Origin of the sequence: Halomonas qaidamensis, assembly GCF_025917315.1 — a bacterium.
Lineage (GTDB): Bacteria > Pseudomonadota > Gammaproteobacteria > Pseudomonadales > Halomonadaceae > Vreelandella > Vreelandella qaidamensis.
In genome coordinates this window covers 1,692,172-1,708,633 of the sequence record NZ_CP080627.1, presented here as the reverse complement: position 1 = coordinate 1,708,633, position 16,462 = coordinate 1,692,172, and the positions used below count along the sequence as shown (strand labels likewise).

The 16,462-nt window shown below is 50.8% G+C and carries 14 protein-coding genes; 5 read left to right on the top strand and 9 right to left on the bottom strand.

Annotated features, from left to right (window positions below):
* The first annotated feature begins 241 nt into the window (after positions 1-241).
* From K1Y77_RS07930 to K1Y77_RS07910, 5 genes are all read left to right on the top strand, one after another.
* Complete coding sequence (locus K1Y77_RS07930; RefSeq protein ID WP_264431221.1) at positions 242-1,942, top strand: SulP family inorganic anion transporter; 1,701 nt, start codon at positions 242-244, stop codon at positions 1,940-1,942.
* Between the two features lie 97 nt (positions 1,943-2,039).
* On the top strand, positions 2,040-3,149 hold the full coding sequence (locus K1Y77_RS07925) for an MlaE family ABC transporter permease (protein ID WP_264431220.1): 1,110 nt from the start codon (positions 2,040-2,042) through the stop codon (positions 3,147-3,149).
* Positions 3,143-3,967, top strand: a complete 825-nt coding sequence (locus K1Y77_RS07920) for an ABC transporter ATP-binding protein (RefSeq protein ID WP_264431219.1) — start codon at positions 3,143-3,145, stop codon at positions 3,965-3,967. The genes K1Y77_RS07925 and K1Y77_RS07920 overlap by 7 nt, the downstream gene beginning before the upstream one ends.
* A 7-nt stretch (positions 3,968-3,974) precedes the next feature.
* Entirely contained in the window at positions 3,975-4,916 is a 942-nt protein-coding gene (locus tag K1Y77_RS07915) for an MlaD family protein (protein ID WP_030073120.1), read from the top strand.
* On the top strand, positions 4,913-5,533 hold the full coding sequence (locus K1Y77_RS07910) for an ABC-type transport auxiliary lipoprotein family protein (RefSeq protein WP_030073122.1): 621 nt from the start codon (positions 4,913-4,915) through the stop codon (positions 5,531-5,533). Before K1Y77_RS07915 ends, K1Y77_RS07910 begins: the two co-directional genes overlap by 4 nt.
* Here K1Y77_RS07910 and K1Y77_RS07905 read toward each other — a convergent pair.
* From K1Y77_RS07905 to cysS, 9 genes are all read right to left on the bottom strand, one after another.
* Positions 5,507-7,372, bottom strand: coding sequence for a protein kinase domain-containing protein (locus K1Y77_RS07905; protein WP_264431218.1), 1,866 nt, complete (start codon positions 7,370-7,372; stop codon positions 5,507-5,509). The two genes, K1Y77_RS07910 and K1Y77_RS07905, sit on opposite strands and share 27 nt — an antisense overlap.
* Positions 7,373-7,465: 93 nt before the next feature.
* Positions 7,466-8,713 (bottom strand): 2-oxo acid dehydrogenase subunit E2, encoded by a 1,248-nt coding sequence (locus K1Y77_RS07900; RefSeq protein WP_264431217.1) that lies wholly within the window; start codon positions 8,711-8,713, stop codon positions 7,466-7,468.
* A 17-nt stretch (positions 8,714-8,730) separates the two neighbouring features.
* Positions 8,731-9,708 carry an alpha-ketoacid dehydrogenase subunit beta gene (locus tag K1Y77_RS07895; protein ID WP_264431215.1) on the bottom strand — a complete coding sequence of 326 codons (978 nt, stop codon included), beginning with the start codon at positions 9,706-9,708 and terminating at the stop codon, positions 8,731-8,733.
* Between the two features lies 1 nt (position 9,709).
* Complete coding sequence (locus K1Y77_RS07890; protein ID WP_264431213.1) at positions 9,710-10,912, bottom strand: thiamine pyrophosphate-dependent dehydrogenase E1 component subunit alpha; 1,203 nt, start codon at positions 10,910-10,912, stop codon at positions 9,710-9,712.
* 163 nt (positions 10,913-11,075) lie between these two features.
* Positions 11,076-11,816 carry an ABC transporter permease gene (locus tag K1Y77_RS07885; protein WP_035536629.1) on the bottom strand — a complete coding sequence of 247 codons (741 nt, stop codon included), beginning with the start codon at positions 11,814-11,816 and terminating at the stop codon, positions 11,076-11,078.
* A 32-nt stretch (positions 11,817-11,848) separates the two neighbouring features.
* Positions 11,849-12,805: an ABC transporter ATP-binding protein gene (locus K1Y77_RS07880; protein ID WP_264431212.1), complete on the bottom strand. Its 957-nt coding sequence runs from the start codon at positions 12,803-12,805 to the stop codon at positions 11,849-11,851.
* Positions 12,802-13,995, bottom strand: coding sequence for an ABC transporter permease (locus K1Y77_RS07875; protein WP_264431210.1), 1,194 nt, complete (start codon positions 13,993-13,995; stop codon positions 12,802-12,804). The genes K1Y77_RS07880 and K1Y77_RS07875 overlap by 4 nt, the downstream gene beginning before the upstream one ends.
* Before the next feature lie 3 nt (positions 13,996-13,998).
* A complete protein-coding gene (gene osmF / locus K1Y77_RS07870) occupies positions 13,999-14,907 on the bottom strand; it encodes a glycine betaine ABC transporter substrate-binding protein OsmF (RefSeq protein WP_030073136.1) in 909 nt (302 codons plus the stop codon).
* Between the two features lie 154 nt (positions 14,908-15,061).
* Complete coding sequence (gene cysS, locus K1Y77_RS07865) at positions 15,062-16,453, bottom strand: cysteine--tRNA ligase (protein WP_264018292.1); 1,392 nt, start codon at positions 16,451-16,453, stop codon at positions 15,062-15,064.
* Positions 16,454-16,462 lie beyond the last annotated feature (9 nt).

The following is a 16,462-nucleotide window of genomic DNA, read 5'->3' as shown; positions in this document are numbered from 1 at the left end:
GTGAAGGTGTACTCTTTTTTATTTGACGTTATTGAGCGGTGGATCAACATGGATCGAAAGAGCCAGGCGCTGCTTTTGAACCAGATTAGCGGTTTACACTAATTAATGAAGTAGCACTTTCGGGGGAGAACCTCTCTGTAGCCTAAACCCAAGATAGAAAGCAAAAGCCGTCAGATGCTGTGCAACGCGTTAAACTGGCGGTTTCAACTACTCTAAAAGATAAGGCTGACGCCAGGAGCTTATGTTTAAGCGCTATTTTCCTATTCTTACATGGTTGCCCCACTACCATAAGCGCCTGTTAGGAGCCGATGTAGTAGCGGGACTCATCGTAACTGCAATGGTAATTCCTCAGTCGTTAGCCTATGCCCTACTTGCGGGTTTACCTGCAGCTGTAGGCTTGTATGCCAGCATCTTGCCTCAACTGCTGTACACCTTGTTAGGTACAAGCCGCACTTTGGCCGTTGGTCCGGTGGCCATCATTGCATTAATGACGGGTGCTGCGCTCTCTTCTGTCGCCATGCCCGGTAGCCCTGAGTATTTACAAGCTGCGCTGGTGCTTTCGTTACTTTCTGGCGGCCTACTGGTTGCGATGGGCGCACTGAAGATGGGCTTTTTTAGCAATTTTTTAAGTCATCCGGTTATCTCTGGCTTTTTAACAGCGTCCGGCATTCTTATTGCCGTCAGCCAGTTGGGCAGCCTAATGGGCGTCTCTAGTAGTGGCTTTACGTTAATCGAACGCATCATGACACTCCTGCCTAATCTCTCCACTGTAAACCCTTACACCTTTGCTATCGGTGTTGGCACACTATTGTTTCTCGTCATTGTGCGTCGTTTTGGTAAGCAAAGCCTTCGTGCCATTGGCTTGTCTAAAACGCTTGCTGATTTAATTACCAAAGCTGGGCCTGTCTTTGCGGTTGTTATCACCACCCTGGTGACCTGGCATTGGCAGTTGGCCGATCAAGGCGTTGCTGTTGTCGGCACGATACCCAGTGGTTTGCCTGCGCTGAGCCTTCCGTGGGGTGATGCTTCACTCTGGCGCGCACTGCTGATTCCAGCACTGCTTATCAGCCTGGTAGGGTTTGTAGAGTCTGTCTCCATGGGTCAAATGTTGGCCGCGAAAAGGCGCCAGCGTATTTCTCCCAATCAAGAGCTGATTGGCTTAGGTGCCGCCAATCTAGCGGCTGGGTTTACCAGTGGGATGCCAGTCACCGGTGGCCTTTCGCGCACGGTCATCAACTATGATGCAGGTGCACAGACACCAGCTGCTGGTGCCTTTGCAGCACTCGGGATCGGCATAGTAACGCTGACCTTTACCGGCTGGCTCTACTACCTACCGATTGCAACGTTAGCGGCAACCATCACTGTATCTATTTTGACCCTGGTCGATATCCCCATGCTGCGCCAAACGTGGCGCTATTCTCGCAGTGATTTCGCCGCAATGGCTGTCACAATTCTACTGACACTGGTCGAAGGAGTAGAAGCCGGGATCATTGGCGGCGTAAGCCTCTCTATCGCGTTATTTTTGTACCGCACTAGTCGCCCTCATAGCGCACTGGTAGGCCGAGTGCCGGACACTGAGCACTTCCGTAATACAGAACGCCATGATGTTGAAACCGTCAATAATGTGGCGCTACTGCGAATCGATGAAAGTCTCTATTTTGCTAACGCCCGCTATCTTGAGGATACCGTCTATAATTTAGTTGCCAGTTATCCAGAACTTGAGCATGTCGTCCTTATTTGTTCAGCCGTTAATTTAATTGATGCGTCTGCGCTTGAGAGCCTGGATGCCATCAACGCCCGTTTAAAAGATTCCGATGTAAAACTACACCTATCCGAAGTGAAAGGTCCCGTCATGGACCAGCTTAAAAAAAGCGATTTTTTAGACGCTCTGACTGGGCGCGTTTTTCTTAGCACTTATGCGGCTTGGCGCGAATTTTCATAGAGTTGATTTGCCTAGGTTTGTTGATGCAACTTTAACTAACGCTTGTTTGAATGCATCATAGTGTTTTCACTATTGTGAATGACGATGAGGAGCAAGGATGCCAAACGAATGGATAACACGCGACAGCGGCACTCTATCGCTCCAGCATGAGTGGACCCTTGTTCATTATCAGGCGCTTAAATCGTTAGTGGCACAGCATAGAAATACTGCCAACAATTTCACGATCTCTTTGGAAGGTATTACCCAACTCGACACAGCGGGTGCCGCGTTAATCGTTGAGCTATTGGGCATCGAAAACGCCAAACAGCAAGCAGAAAGCTCATTACCTAAAAAGCAGCAGGCGCTTTTAGTGCGGGTTGCTGAGGCGATGGAGACGCCTCTCGATGTCACACCCCCTAAGCACAATCGAATAACCGATGCATTGGCAACAGTTGGCCAGCAAATGATGGGGTTATGGTCGCAACAGCGCCAGCTATTAGCGTTTATTGGGCTTGTGCTAGCAACACTATTTTCTCTACTACTTCGCCCTCATCGCTGGCGTTTCACTGCGACAGTGGCCCACATTCATTCAAGCGGGCTAAATGCAGTACCGATTGTTGCGCTGCTGACCTTTATGGTGGGCGCGGTAGTGGCTTTTCTGGGTGCTACCGTGCTTCAAGACTTTGGTGCCACGGTCTACACAATTGATTTAGTGGCTTTCTCTTTTTTACGTGAATTTGGTGTGTTGCTCGCGGCAATTTTGTTAGCAGGCCGCACTGCCAGTGCCTTTACCGCCCAACTTGGAGCCATGAAATCTAATGAAGAAATTGATGCGCTTCAAACTCAAGGGCTTGATCCTATAGAGCTTTTAGTACTTCCCCGAGTCATCGCCCTACTGATTAGCCTGCCGCTGCTCGCGTTCGTGGGAATGCTCAGCGGACTCATAGGCGGGGCCATGGTGGCTACGCTTTCGTTGGATATCTCGATTAGCCAGTTTATGACCACGCTACAAAAAGATGTATCCGTCAACCATTTCTTGGTAGGCCTCAGCAAAGCACCCGTGTTTGCGTTTGTTATTGCCGTCATTGGGTGTCTAGAAGGCTTTAAAGTTAGCGGTAGCGCGCAATCGGTTGGTGCCCACACTACCTCAAGCGTCGTGCAATCCATTTTTATGGTCATCCTTATTGATGCGCTAGCTGCACTGTTTTTTATGGAGCTGGGATGGTGACAACGACACATACTCAGCACGCACAAAATGACCAAACCGTTATCCATGTTAAAGGGTTAATCAATCGCTTTGGCCCGGTGGTGGTTCATGACGACCTCGACTTGTCGTTAAAGCGGGGGGAGATTCTCGGTGTAGTGGGCGGCTCAGGAACCGGCAAGTCTGTGCTGTTAAGAAGTATTGTGGGCTTAAAGCGCCCAAACGGAGGTACGATTGATGTACTGGGTAACCGTCTTAATGAGTTAAACAATGAGCAACGTAGCCAGATAGAACGCCGTTTTGGCGTGCTGTTTCAACGAGGCGCATTATTTAGCTCGCTAAATTTACAAGAAAATGTCGCCCTGCCACTGATTGAACACGCCAAACTGTCGCGAAAAGATGCAGAATACCTCGCACGCATCAAACTCTCATTAGTTGGGCTGCCCACCAAGGCAGCGCTTCAGTTTCCTGAGTCTCTTTCTGGCGGCATGGTAAAACGTGCAGCACTCGCAAGAGCGCTGGCGCTTGATCCCGATATTTTGTTTCTTGATGAGCCAACAGCGGGTCTTGACCCTATCGGTGCTGCCGCCTTTGATCAGCTATTAGTTACGCTGCGCGACGCGTTAGGCTTTAGCGTTTTTTTAGTTACCCACGATTTAGATACGCTTTATGCTACCTGCGACCGAGTCGCCGTGCTTTCTCAGAAACGCGTGTTAGTAGCAGATACGCTTGAAAATGTCGCTAATACTGACGATGAGTGGGTGCAAGCCTACTTTAAGGGACCTCGCGGACGTGCCGCTCAATACGCCACTAACGCATCAACGGCCGGTTTAAAGGAGTAAGTTAACAATGGAAACCCGTGCCCATCACGTCGTTATAGGGTTATTTACCCTATTATCTGCCGCAGCAGCACTGCTGTTTGCGCTGTGGATGAGCTACGCCGCTGGGGAACGCGATTACCAACCCTACCGGATACTGTTTGAGCGCAATGTCAGTGGTTTATCGATTGGCAGTAAGGTGCAGTACAACGGTATTGAAGTTGGCGATGTCACCGAACTGACGCTGAATCCTGACGACCCCCGCCAAGTGATTGCCAGCGTGCGTGTCTATGAAGACACCCCCGTCAAAACAGATACCCGTGCCAAGCTAGCGTTTGCCAGCATTACCGGCAGTATGTCAGTTCAGCTATATGGTGGCACACCCGAAAGCCCGCGTTTGATAAATCAAACTGACGAGTTTGCACCATTTATTAGTGCTGATCCTTCGCCTATCGCTACGCTGTTTGATGAAGGTGAAGCAGTGATTCAAAACATCAATGCTATTCTGCAAAACGTTAATGAACTCTTTAATGACGGCAATCGCGAACAAGCTGGCACTATTTTAACGAGTATTGCGCAAATCACTGAGATGATCGCGTCGCAACAGACAGCGCTTGATCAAAATATGGCTCTGTTTGGTGAGGTATCACGCCAAGCAACCGCTACGCTAGCAAGCATCGACACCCTCAGCCAAGAGGCGACCCTGCTATTGCGACAAGATGGTCAGCAAATGATGCAAAGCGCTGAAAGCGCCAGTCGTGATGTCGCCAGCGCCGCCCGACGAATTGAACAGCTCGTTAACGACAATGCCGGTGCTGTCGACAGTACGCTACAGGGGGCACAAGACATAGCCCCAGCGCTTTCAGCCCTGCGCTCTACACTTACTAATCTTGACCGCATTACTCGTCAGCTTGAGGAGAGCCCCGCGGACTTTTTCTTGGGCCGGGATCAGATAGAGGAGTTTCGTCCATGAGTTTGCGCATAACGTTGGGTAGCATCACATTAGCGGTGCTGTTATTAAACACAGGCTGTTCAATACTGCCCGAAAGTAATCCTGCAACGCTCTATCGGCTGCCATCGGCTGCCACGCTGTCTGAACACACGGCCGCCACCTTCCCTGTAAGACTAGGCATTGCTACCCCGGGGGCAGGCCACTTGCTTAACAGCAACCGTATTGTGGTATATCCAGAAGGCAATGTAGTTAATGTCTATGAGGGTGTACGCTGGCATGAAGACGCCCCTGAAATGCTTCAAGCACGCTTAATTTCTGACCTGCAGCAGCGCCAGCTATTCACTGGTGTGAGTAGCGACCGATTGCCCCACGATGTACTTCTACTGAGCGAGCTGCGCCATTTTCAAAGTGAGTACGACACCTCTCCACCAAGTGTTCATCTCCAGCTAGATGTACAGTTATTAACGACACAGCAGCGAAAACCGCTAGCAGCGAGCAGTTTTGTTATCCGCACCCGTGCGGAAAGTACAGAAATACCGGATGTTGTGAATGCGTTTGGGAACGCAAGCGACATGCTAGCAGAGCAGCTTTCGGCATGGCTCGTGGCACAATCAAGCGATCTGAGAACCGCCGATTGACGGCGTCCTTCTTAAAAAATCACGCGGGTCTTTAGGATAAAAGTGCTCAGGTTGACGCTCTAGATGGGTAAAAAATCGCGTATCCTTATAGGGCATTTTCATAAAGCCGGACACGCCCAGCCCTTCTATCTGGCTTACCGACGCCAGCATTCGCGCCAGCAAGGCACGAAACTCTGACTCTCGGCTAGGGTCTAGAAGTCGATAATAGCTATGGATTTTAAGATGCTTCGGCAGTGCCTCAAAAATAATCATGCCGGTGTGATGAATCTCATTCAGCCGTTGCAGTATGTGCATAATAGTGTCAGGCAGGACAAGTAGCTCTTCTGGATCAGGGCCGTCTTCAAAGTAACTATGCTGGCGGGTGCGGTCTTCCATTTCCGGAACCGCGCTCAGCTCATAGTCAATAGCCGTGCCAGGCTCACAATTAAAAGGTTCTTCTACACTCGCACGCTCTAAATGCAGCGTTTGTCGCGCATTAAATAAGCAGCTTTTAAACACCCCTTGGCGGTGAATAGCACGTGCTAAATGAACCATATTATTGACCGCTTGAATAAACGCCGGTTTTAACGCCGGGTCATGCAGGTTCAGCGACGAGTCGATATACACGCCTTCCCGCTCCCAGCGCACGGCTAAGCCACCTACAACCGGGTATTTTCCTAAACGACTCACCGAGGCCAAAAAAGCCTTTTCGGTTTCCCCCATGCCCTGCATAAACTGTTTGTAATAACGGTCTAGCTGCACGTCATTGACATCATTTAGCGTCTCTTCGGCGTTAGCTTCGCGCAAAAACGCCTTCCGAGAACTGTACACCACTGTATCAATTTCTTGGTGTGCCGGCCGGCCCCAGACTGGCACTAGCGGCACTTGTGGTGGGATGGGTAAATCTAACATCACCACCTTTGCCATCCGGGACATTGCCTGTAAATAGTGATCTCCTGCTTTATGGCGTATGTGGGGATCAGGATCAAGCATGCCATCCAGGGTACGGGCAAATTCTAAGGGTAGCCCCAACGAACTAGCGGGAATAGCACGATGACCAAAACGGCAAGATTGCGCCGAAGCTAATGCATATAGCGTTCCTGCAGCCCCTTGCTCATCGAAGCGGGGCGATGATAGCGCTCCATTGAGCTGCTCTTCACCAATAAAGTAGACATCGCCCAGCCGGGCGTTGGTTTGCTGCAGATTATCGGACATCAACTCCATCACATTTGCCCCAACAAACTGGAGCTTTTCATCTAACTGGGCAAACACAGATGAGCCCCAGTCAATTAATGCAATGGCCTCAGTAGCAGGATCAAATACCAGGTTTGAGGGTTTGATGTCGCCATGCACCACAGGACGCGCATTAGGGCCTGACTCTCGGCGCAACGCTGAGAGAATATCGGCTAACTGGTTGGCAATGTGGACCACCAAACGAGGAGAAAGACGTCCTTCTTTCAGCGACACCTGCTCAAGGTTCCAGCCAGGCGCACGCTCCATCACCAGAATCGACTGACCGCGGGAACGTTGATAAGCCACTAACTTTGGTATGCGGGGGTGGGAAACCTGATCAAGCATAAACGCCTCCTCTTCGAGGCGTTCTTGTAAATGAGTAGGTAGCGTAATGCGTGAGAATTTGAACACGTAGTGGGCAGGCACACCCTGCTGTTGTGCACTGCCCGCAAAAACAAAACCATAGGCACCTTTACCGACCAGCTCAATCCCCGCGTAGCCCAACTGGGCAAGCTGTGCCTGACACAGTGCAACCCAGTCTTTAAGCTTACGGGCATCGTGATGGCTTAGCAGGTATACCGACTGCTCTTCTGGTATATAAAACTGCTGGAGCGGTGCCTGAGACATTTCTCATTCCTTTCTCACCAACCTCTGGCTATTTAACCTCTGGCTCTTTAACCTCTGGCTCTTTAACCTCTGGGTGCTCAACTTCTGACAACCTTACCCCAAGTGCAGCAGCATGGTTTCAGGCGCTTCCAGGTAGCCTTTCCAGGCATTGCAGAACCTGGCGATGGTGCCGCCATCAATAAAGCGGTGATCGCCTGCCCAGGTAATGGTCATGATCGCCCGCCGCTGAACCTCACCTTGCTCGTCAAAGCGCGGTAACCATTGAGTTTTACCAATGGCCACTATCGCCGCTTCCGGCGCATTGATGATAGGCGCCGTATAGGTTCCGCCAAGCGCACCAATGTTAGAAATACTAATGGTGCCCCCTTTGAGATCCGCCTGATCGACACGCCCTTCTCGTGCTGCAATGGTCAAACGACCCACTTCACGAGCAATTTCCAGCAGCGTTAGGCGCTCAACACTTTTCACATTAGGCACCAGCAAACCGGCTTTGCTATCCACTGCCATGCCAATATTGCACTGTTCGAAGTAGTGCAGCTCATTAGCTTCCGCATTTAGTTGAGCATTGATGATCGGCGTCTCATTTACCGCAAGCGCCATGGCTTTCATAAAAAAAGGCATGAGTGTTAGCCGCTCACCAAGAGCCTCTACCCGTGGCTTTAGGCGCTCGCGCAATGCCAGCAGATCGGTCACATCAATCTCTTCGCCATAGTGAAAATGCGGAATAGAGCTGGCTGCCTCAACCATTCTTTTCGCCATCACCGCGCGTACACCGCGAAGCGGTTCAACCCTAGGCGGCTGGGTTACTTGAGATGATGCTTGGGCAGGGGCTTTGGAAGGTTGATTCAGGTGCGCCAGCACGTCTTCTTTTAATACCCGGCCATCTTTCCCACTGCCAGCAATGGCGCTTAACTCAAGTTGATGTTCACGCACAAGACGCCGCACGGCTGGGCTGGCAGGCACCTTGCCAGCACTCGTCCAAGTGGTGCTAGTGCTGGTCGCCACAGTGGTTGGCTCACTTACCTTGGGTGAACTATCAACCGTGACAGTTTCGGGTGTTTTCGGCTCATTAGCTTGATCCGTCGTGCCCGCTTCTTGCGTGTCGTTTTCTGCTTGGTAGGCATACAGTGGTGCGTGGACTTTGGCAATTTGCCCTTGGGCAACATACAGTTTGGTAACAACGCCTGCTTCGGGAGCGGTAATTTCCACTAGCGCTTTGTCGGTCATCACTTCAACAATTGGCTGATCCTCCTCAATCCGATCACCTTCCGCAACGCGCCACTCCACCACTTCACACTCGACAATGCCTTCGCCAATATCCGGCAGCATAAAATCGCTCATTATTTTTCTCCCTGGCGTCAAAAGTTAACGCTTTCGCGAATCGCTTCAAAAATTTTCAGATGATCGGGCAGATACTCTTTTTCCAGCACTAGCGGGAAAGGCGTATCTAATCCCGTTACCCGAGTAATCGGCGATTCCAGGTAGAGAAAACAGCGCTCTTGAATTGTCGCAGCGATCTCACCCGCGAAGCCCCCCGTTAACGGCGCTTCATGACTAACGACCAAACGTCCTGTTTTTAACACAGACTCAACAACGGTATCGGCGTCCCAAGGCAGTAGCGAACGCAGGTCAATCACTTCACAGGCAATGCCCTGCTCTTCAGCGAGCTCAACGGCTTTGCCAATGACTTCCATTTGCGCCCCCCAGCCTACCAGGGTGATATCCGTACCTTCTTTGACGACCTCCGCTTCACCAATAGGAAGCTGATAATCTTCTTGGGGCACCTCACCCACCGAGGCCCGGTATAGGCGTTTAGGTTCTAGGAAAAGTACCGGATCTGGGTCACGAATTGCGGCAAGTAGTAACCCTTTCGCTTGGTAGGGGTTACGCGGCACTACAACTTTTAAGCCAGGTGTATGTGTGAAGTAAGCTTCTGGTGATTGTGAATGATAGAGACCACCTGCGATGCCACCGCCATAGGGTGTGCGGATAGTTAATCCACCCACATTGAATAAATCTCCAGAGCGGTAGCGAAATTTCGCTGACTCATTAACGATTTGATCAAAGGCGGGAAAAATGTAGTCGGCAAACTGTATTTCAGCAACGGGCACTGAGCCTTGGGCCGCCAACCCATTGGCAAAACCAATAATGCCTTGTTCTACCAGCGGCGTGTTAAAGCAGCGCGCTTTACCGTACTTTTCCTGCAAATGGCTAGTGGCACGGAAAACACCACCAAAGACGCCCACGTCTTCACCAAAACAGATAACTTTTTCATCTTCAGCCATGGCGATATCAAGGGCATTATTAATCGCCTGCAGCATATTCATAGTGGGCATATTACGCCTCCCCCTGGGATTCTGTGGACGTGTTCACCTCAAGGTCTAGCGACCGCGCGCCACGCGGATAGGCGTCTGGGTAGCGACGAATATGACGCTTAAGTTGGTCGTATTGACGCTGTAGCTCTGGGGTTATGTCGGCGTAGACATCAGTAATTAGCGAGTCCAGGGAGGGTGGAGAGCGTTTTTCTGCCCGTTTCATGGTGTCCAATACTTCTCGGCGCAGCGTTTCCTGTTCGCTGGCTTCCTCCTCGTCACTCCACCAACCTTTTTTTGTTAGCCACTTTTGCATGCGCAGTATGGGGTCTTTTAAGCGCCAAGCTTCTTCTTCACTCTTAGCCCGGTAACCAGAAGGATCATCAGAAGAAGAGTGGGCAGCAAGCCGATAAGACATTGCTTCAATGAGTACCGGCTGATTCTGCTCAACGGCAATCTTGCGCGCTTGACGTGTCGCTTCATAGACCGCTAAAGCATCGTTGCCATCCACACGAATAACGTGCATGTGGTAGCCAAATGCTCTGGGGGCAATGCCGTCAGCGGCAAACTGCTCGTTAGAAGGCGTCGAAATGGCATAGCCATTGTTACGGCAGAAAAAAATCACCGGCACTTGATGAACGGACGCCATATTCAGTGCGGCATGAAAATCCCCTTCAGAGGCAGCGCCTTCACCAAAAAACGTTAAGGTACAGTGCCCATCACCCGCTAGTTTTTGACCGTAAGCGTAACCTGTCGCCTGGGGAATCTGCGTTGCAAGCGGCGAAGAGATAGTCATGTAGTGCAGTTTGCGCGAACCATAATGAATCGGCATTTGACGGCCTTTGCCGTAATCCAGCTCATTGCCGAACAGCTGATTCATGAACTCATCAATGGTGAAGCCGCGGTACATTAGTGCGCCTTGCTCGCGATATTGCGCCATGATCATATCGGCATCGTCTAACGCAGCCGCTGTACCAACAACGGCGGCTTCTTCTCCCGTACTTTGCATATAAAAACTAAGCCGCCCCTGGCGTTGGGCAGCCATCATACGCTCATCTAAGATGCGGGTGCCCAGCATGGCTTGATAGAGCCGTCGAGCATGATCACGTGGGAGGTCTGGCTCTTTGGCACCTTCATAAAGCTCACCCTCTGGATCGAGCAGGCTGAAGGTAGCTATTGAGAATTCGTCGCCGGTCATAAAGAGCGGCTGATGTACGTACTTTGTCATGTTTATTATCCTTGTATTACCCCTTTTGAGGGCAGTGTTGTTGGTGTTGACCATTTGTGCCAGTGGATTTATCTAGCATAGGTCAAGCCTGACGAGGTTAGTGCCACCTCGATCAACGCAACACAAGGACAGTAACGCAGTACGCTACTTTTAGGGATACAACTTAAGACGCAGAGAGACGCATGCGCAAACGCTGTTGGATTGCCTCAAACAGGCTATCCACTGCCAACGCGAGTAATGCAATCAGTATTGCACCTTGAACGACGTAGGCCACATTACTATTAACGATACCCGCAATAATGGGGTCACCTAAGTTACTAGCCCCAACTGTCGCTCCTAACGCTGCTGTGGCAATGTTAATAGTGACCGATGTGCGAATGCCGGCCAAAATTACAGGCGCAGCAAGCGGTAGTTCAACGCGGGTTAACACTTGCCACGATGTCATTCCCATGGCAATCGCCGCTTGTTTAAGGCTGGCATCGACATCTTGCAGTCCTGCTAGCGTGTTTCGCACAATGGGCAATAAGCCATAGAGAGTTAACGCCACGATAATAGGAATGGTGCCAAAGCCCAAAATAGGAACCGCTAACGCAAGCACAGCCACAGGCGGAAATGTCTGCCCAAGCGAGGCTACCTGCCCAACGAGAGGTAAGAAGTCTTGCCCCCACTGCCTCGTTACCGCGATGCCTGCCAAGACCCCCACACTTATCGTGACAATAGCCGCTATTCCTACAACAAACACATGCCTAGTCAGCAGTGAAATAAAATCAGCGCGAGAGTATATAACTTGACGCGCTTCGGGCTCTAACCAACGAAAACTGGGTTCTAGCATCGGCATCCCCCAGATGCCTGCCATCAGTAGGAGCGCCCACCCAGCAGGCCAGAGCCATGGAGATCCAGTCATTATTGGCGGGTTACCACGAAAGCCGCTACGCATCACGATGGCTTACCAACAAGCTGAGCCTCTTTCACAATCTTACGCAGAGATAGCTCACCAATTGGCATATCTTGTTGATCAACCACTGTTAACCTATCGCAATGATCACGCAGCATCATAGAAAGCGCTTGGCGCAATGAAAAATCGGCGGGAATGCGTGACTGAGCGGGCAAAGACTGTCCAAGCGATGACATATGATCTTTCACACGGGTTAATGCTGCCTGCTTTAAACCACGCTCCAACCCTCCTAGTAAGGACTCCACAAACGGGTCGACAGGGGTTTGAAGCAGTTCCAGCGGCGTCCCCTGCTGAACAATACGGCCTTCACGCATCACGACGAGATGATCAGCAAGCTTTAGCGCTTCATCCATATCGTGAGTTACGAACAGCACCGTTTTATGTAGCCGCGCCTGCAGCTTTGCCAGCTCATCTTGAAGCTTTTCTCTGGTAATGGGGTCTAGCGCCCCAAAAGGCTCATCCATCAACAAAATATCGGGATCTGCCGCCAATGCACGGGCAACGCCAACCCGTTGCGCCTGTCCACCAGAGAGCTGGTGAGGGTACTTATGGGCAAATTCGTGCGTGGGGAGGCCTAACAAACGCATGAGCTCTTCGACACGGGCATTGACATCAGCGGCCGACCATTTAAGTAAACGCGGCACCAGCCCAATATTACGAGCTACGTTCCAATGGGGAAATAGGCCGGTACTCTGGATCACATAACCAATACGACGACGAAGCTTAACCGGGTCATAATGCTCTATTGATTGGCTGTCGATGATAATGTCGCCGCTAGTATGCTCAATCAAGCGATTGAGCATACGTAGCGTTGTTGATTTTCCGCAGCCAGATGTTCCTACCAGCGCACAGAACTTTCCTTTCGCGACGTGTAAGGATATATCGTCAACCGCTGTGTCTTCTCCAAAGTGCTTTGACACATGGGAAAGTTCTATCATTCATGTTCTCCAGGGCGCAGCGCGTCGGCTAATGCCCCTAAACTAGCATCTACAATAAGAGCCATCACTAAAATAGGTAGTGCACCTAACAGCACCATATCCATGGCCGCTTGACCCAACCCTTGAAAGATAAACGTACCTAGTCCACCTGCCCCTATCAACGCGGCAACGGCAGTTAATCCAATCGCTTGCACGGCCGTAATCCGCACGCCTTCTAGCAGTATTGGCAGCGCCAGCGGAAACCTCACCTGCCAGAAGCGCTGACGGGCACGCATCCCCATCGCCTTTGCTGCCTCTAGAACGTCAGGATCTACCTCATCAAGCGCAATATAGGTATTACGCACCATAGGCAATAAGCTATAGGCAATTAGCGCAATTAGCGCGGGGGTAGTGCCAATACCACTGACGCCTAATTGTGCTAAAAAAGGCACGTTGGCGGCTAACCAGGCAAGGGGGGCTAGCAATAAACCAAACAAGGCTAAGCTCGGAATCGTTTGCAGGAAATTTAGCAGGCCAAAAGCTGTTCGTTGCAGCCCTTGGTAGCGTCGCATAAGCATAGCGAGAACTAAGCCTATCACCACACTAACGCTAACCGCCGTACCGACCAGCAACACATGTTGCAGCATGGCATCATAAAACTGCTGGTCTCGCGCCTGAAATTCCTGCACTAGGGCTAAGCTATCAAGCCATAACACCGCACAAACCAGCCATGCGCCCGCTACGCTGCTCAGCAATAAGGTGGTCCAAAGACGCGACAACCCCAAGCGTAGGCGTAGCTCCACCAAGCACAACAAAAGCAAAAAAAGCACAACCCAATAGGCACCACCAATACCTAAACGCGCTTGCGGCATAGCCGGATCAATCAGCCAGTGACCAGCCACCATAAGCCCAAACGGCATCAATAGCAGGGTAAGGATGACAATGCATAACTGAGCGTAGTAGTGAAGACGACTTGGCCTAATAGCCAAGCCGCCCATAGCGATAAATAGCAAGGAGACAAGCAGCGCGCCGGGCCACCCAACCGCGGGCACTAGGCCATAAGAGGTACCCGCTACAATTCTATTGGGCGCGATACTAACAAGACTTAATAGCCAAGAAGCACCTAACATAGCGGCACTTAAACATATCAGTACTGAATTTAAATGCCCATATTGACGGGTTGGCAATGGCAAGGCGTCTATCTGTGACATTCATTAGTCATCCAGGCTATCAAGATAGTCGCTTGCGACTTGATCAGGAGAGAAACCATTCACCGCTACATCAGCGTTCAACGTTTGCAACGTCTCAAGGTCAAGCGTTGCAAATACGTCATTGAGTAGCGTCTCAATCTCAGGGTAGGCATCCAGCACCTCGGCACGCACCACTGGCGACGGCTGATATACCGGCTGAACACCCTGACTATCTTCTAAAACAACTAGCCCCAGAGCACTCAAGCCACCATCGGTTCCATAGGTCATGGCACCATTAACACCGCTCGTTTGTTGGGCAGCAGCACGCATAGTCGCCGCCGTGTTCCCTCCGGAGAGCACGAGTAATTGGTCATCGCTAAGCTCGAAACCGTAGGCATCCTGGAATGCAGGTAATGCCTGAGCAGACTCTACAAATTCTGCACTCGCTGCGAATTTAAATTCACCGCCTTTATTAACGTAGTTGGCAAGGTCATCAAGAGTCGTTAAGTCGTTGGCGTTAGCCACGTCTTCACGAACACTCATCGCCCACGTGTTATTAGCACTGGCAGGCTTTAGCCATACTAACCCTCGCTCTGCGTCACGCTCCCGCACAGTCTGATAAGCATCATCAGCGTTATTCCAAACTGGGCTATCGGTCATATCAAAAAAGAAAGCACCGTTACCAGTATACTCAGGATAAAGGTCAATCTCTCCAGCCTCAAGCGCACTTCGCACAACACTGGTGCCACCTAGCTGTAGGCGGTCTTCCGTATCCACGCCACCTCGTTCCAGCGTTTGAATAATCAGCTCACCCAGCACGGCACCTTCAGTGTCGATTTTAGAAGACACGACAACAGGGTCTCTTGCATAAGCGGTTGAGACAGCAAAGGCGAATAAGCAAGTGACAATGGTCGGTTTTAAAATAAAGCGCATAGTGGTCATCCTATTATTTAGCGTCTTGAAAGTATCATCTTAGTATAAGAGCCAATAACGCTGACGTCAGACGCCCTATTAACGGCGCCTAACGTCTACGGTGCTTTTATTTGATGATACTCGTCTTGAATAACACGCTTAACATTGATAACGCTTAAGGCGCTTCAATTACCCACGTTGTTCCCTCACGGGAATCTTTCAAAATAATGCCCATGCCCGCTAACTCGTCACGAATAGCATCTGCTTGAGCAAAGTCTTTGTTTACTTTCGCTTCCTTGCGCTGCGCTATCTTAGCTTCAATGTCAGCGTCGCTCAGCGCCACCTGCTGCTGCGCTCCCTTTAAAAAGGTTTGCGGAACCTGCTGCAAAAGCCCCAATACACTTGCCAAGCGCTTTAACTCAACCGCTAAACCCTGTGCTTTCTCGGGCGATTCACTCTTGGCACGATTAAGCTCCCGAGCCAAGTCGAATAATACCGCTAACGCCTCAGGCGTATTGAAGTCATCGTCCATTGCCGTTGCGAAACGTTCGGCATATCCACCACTGTCGCTGCTTAGCCCATTAAACGCCTCGACACCTTCAAGAGCGGTATAAAAACGTGTCAGTGATTTACGAGCCTCATGGAGAGAATCGACTGAATAGTTAATGGGGCTGCGGTAGTGGCTAGCGACCAGCAAGTAGCGCACCACTTCCGGATCATGCTCAGCAAGTACATCACGGATGGTAAAAAAGTTACCCAGCGACTTTGACATTTTTTCCTGGTTAACCCGCACAGCCCCAGCATGCATCCAGGTGTTAACGTAGGTTTTACCAGTCGCGGCCTCTGATTGGGCAATTTCGTTTTCATGATGTGGAAATGTAAGGTCAGGCCCACCTCCATGAATATCGAAAGTATCGCCTAGGCAACACGTCGACATAGCCGAGCACTCAATGTGCCACCCTGGTCGGCCATCGCCCCAGGGGGAGTGCCAGTGAGCTTCGCCCGGTTTCGCGGCTTTCCAAAGCACAAAATCGAGCGGGTCTTCTTTATGAACATCAACCTCAACCCGGGCACCCGAGCGCATATCATCCAGCTGGCGATTATTCAATTTGCCGTAATCAGCGAACTTGCGAACGCGGTAATACACATCACCATTACTCGCGGCATAGGCAAAGCCTTTTTCAATCAGCGTCTCAATCATGGCAATAATATCGTCGATATGCCCCGTCGCCCTTGGCTCATGGCTTGGCGGCAATACATTAAGACGTGCTTCGTCTTCATGCATCGCCTGGATCATACGCTCGGTAAGCTCACTAATGGATTCGCCATTTTCCTCGGCCCGCTTGAGGATTTTATCGTCGATATCAGTGATGTTACGCACATAAGTAACATCATAGCCACGATGACGCAGGTAGCGAGTTATCACATCAAAAGCCACCATCACCCGCGCGTGGCCAAGGTGACAGTAGTCATACACCGTCATGCCGCAGACATACATGCTGACTTTACCCGCCACTAGCGGAGTAAACGGTTCTTTGCGACGTGTCAGCGTATTATAAATGTGCATATGACGATT

What these genes read in the sequence shown, in the direction of transcription:
- K1Y77_RS07930 (WP_264431221.1), top strand. Translation starts at nt 242, where the DNA reads ATGTTTAAGCGCTATTTTCCTATTCTTACATGGTTGCCCCACTACCAT.
- K1Y77_RS07925 (WP_264431220.1), top strand. Translation starts at nt 2,040, where the DNA reads ATGCCAAACGAATGGATAACACGCGACAGCGGCACTCTATCGCTCCAG.
- K1Y77_RS07920 (WP_264431219.1), top strand. Translation starts at nt 3,143, where the DNA reads ATGGTGACAACGACACATACTCAGCACGCACAAAATGACCAAACCGTT.
- K1Y77_RS07915 (WP_030073120.1), top strand. Translation starts at nt 3,975, where the DNA reads ATGGAAACCCGTGCCCATCACGTCGTTATAGGGTTATTTACCCTATTA.
- K1Y77_RS07910 (WP_030073122.1), top strand. Translation starts at nt 4,913, where the DNA reads ATGAGTTTGCGCATAACGTTGGGTAGCATCACATTAGCGGTGCTGTTA.
- K1Y77_RS07905 (WP_264431218.1), bottom strand. Translation starts at nt 7,372, where the DNA reads ATGTCTCAGGCACCGCTCCAGCAGTTTTATATACCAGAAGAGCAGTCG.
- K1Y77_RS07900 (WP_264431217.1), bottom strand. Translation starts at nt 8,713, where the DNA reads ATGAGCGATTTTATGCTGCCGGATATTGGCGAAGGCATTGTCGAGTGT.
- K1Y77_RS07895 (WP_264431215.1), bottom strand. Translation starts at nt 9,708, where the DNA reads ATGCCCACTATGAATATGCTGCAGGCGATTAATAATGCCCTTGATATC.
- K1Y77_RS07890 (WP_264431213.1), bottom strand. Translation starts at nt 10,912, where the DNA reads ATGACAAAGTACGTACATCAGCCGCTCTTTATGACCGGCGACGAATTC.
- K1Y77_RS07885 (WP_035536629.1), bottom strand. Translation starts at nt 11,816, where the DNA reads ATGACTGGATCTCCATGGCTCTGGCCTGCTGGGTGGGCGCTCCTACTG.
- K1Y77_RS07880 (WP_264431212.1), bottom strand. Translation starts at nt 12,805, where the DNA reads ATGATAGAACTTTCCCATGTGTCAAAGCACTTTGGAGAAGACACAGCG.
- K1Y77_RS07875 (WP_264431210.1), bottom strand. Translation starts at nt 13,995, where the DNA reads ATGTCACAGATAGACGCCTTGCCATTGCCAACCCGTCAATATGGGCAT.
- osmF (WP_030073136.1), bottom strand. Translation starts at nt 14,907, where the DNA reads ATGCGCTTTATTTTAAAACCGACCATTGTCACTTGCTTATTCGCCTTT.
- cysS (WP_264018292.1), bottom strand. Translation starts at nt 16,453, where the DNA reads ATGCACATTTATAATACGCTGACACGTCGCAAAGAACCGTTTACTCCG.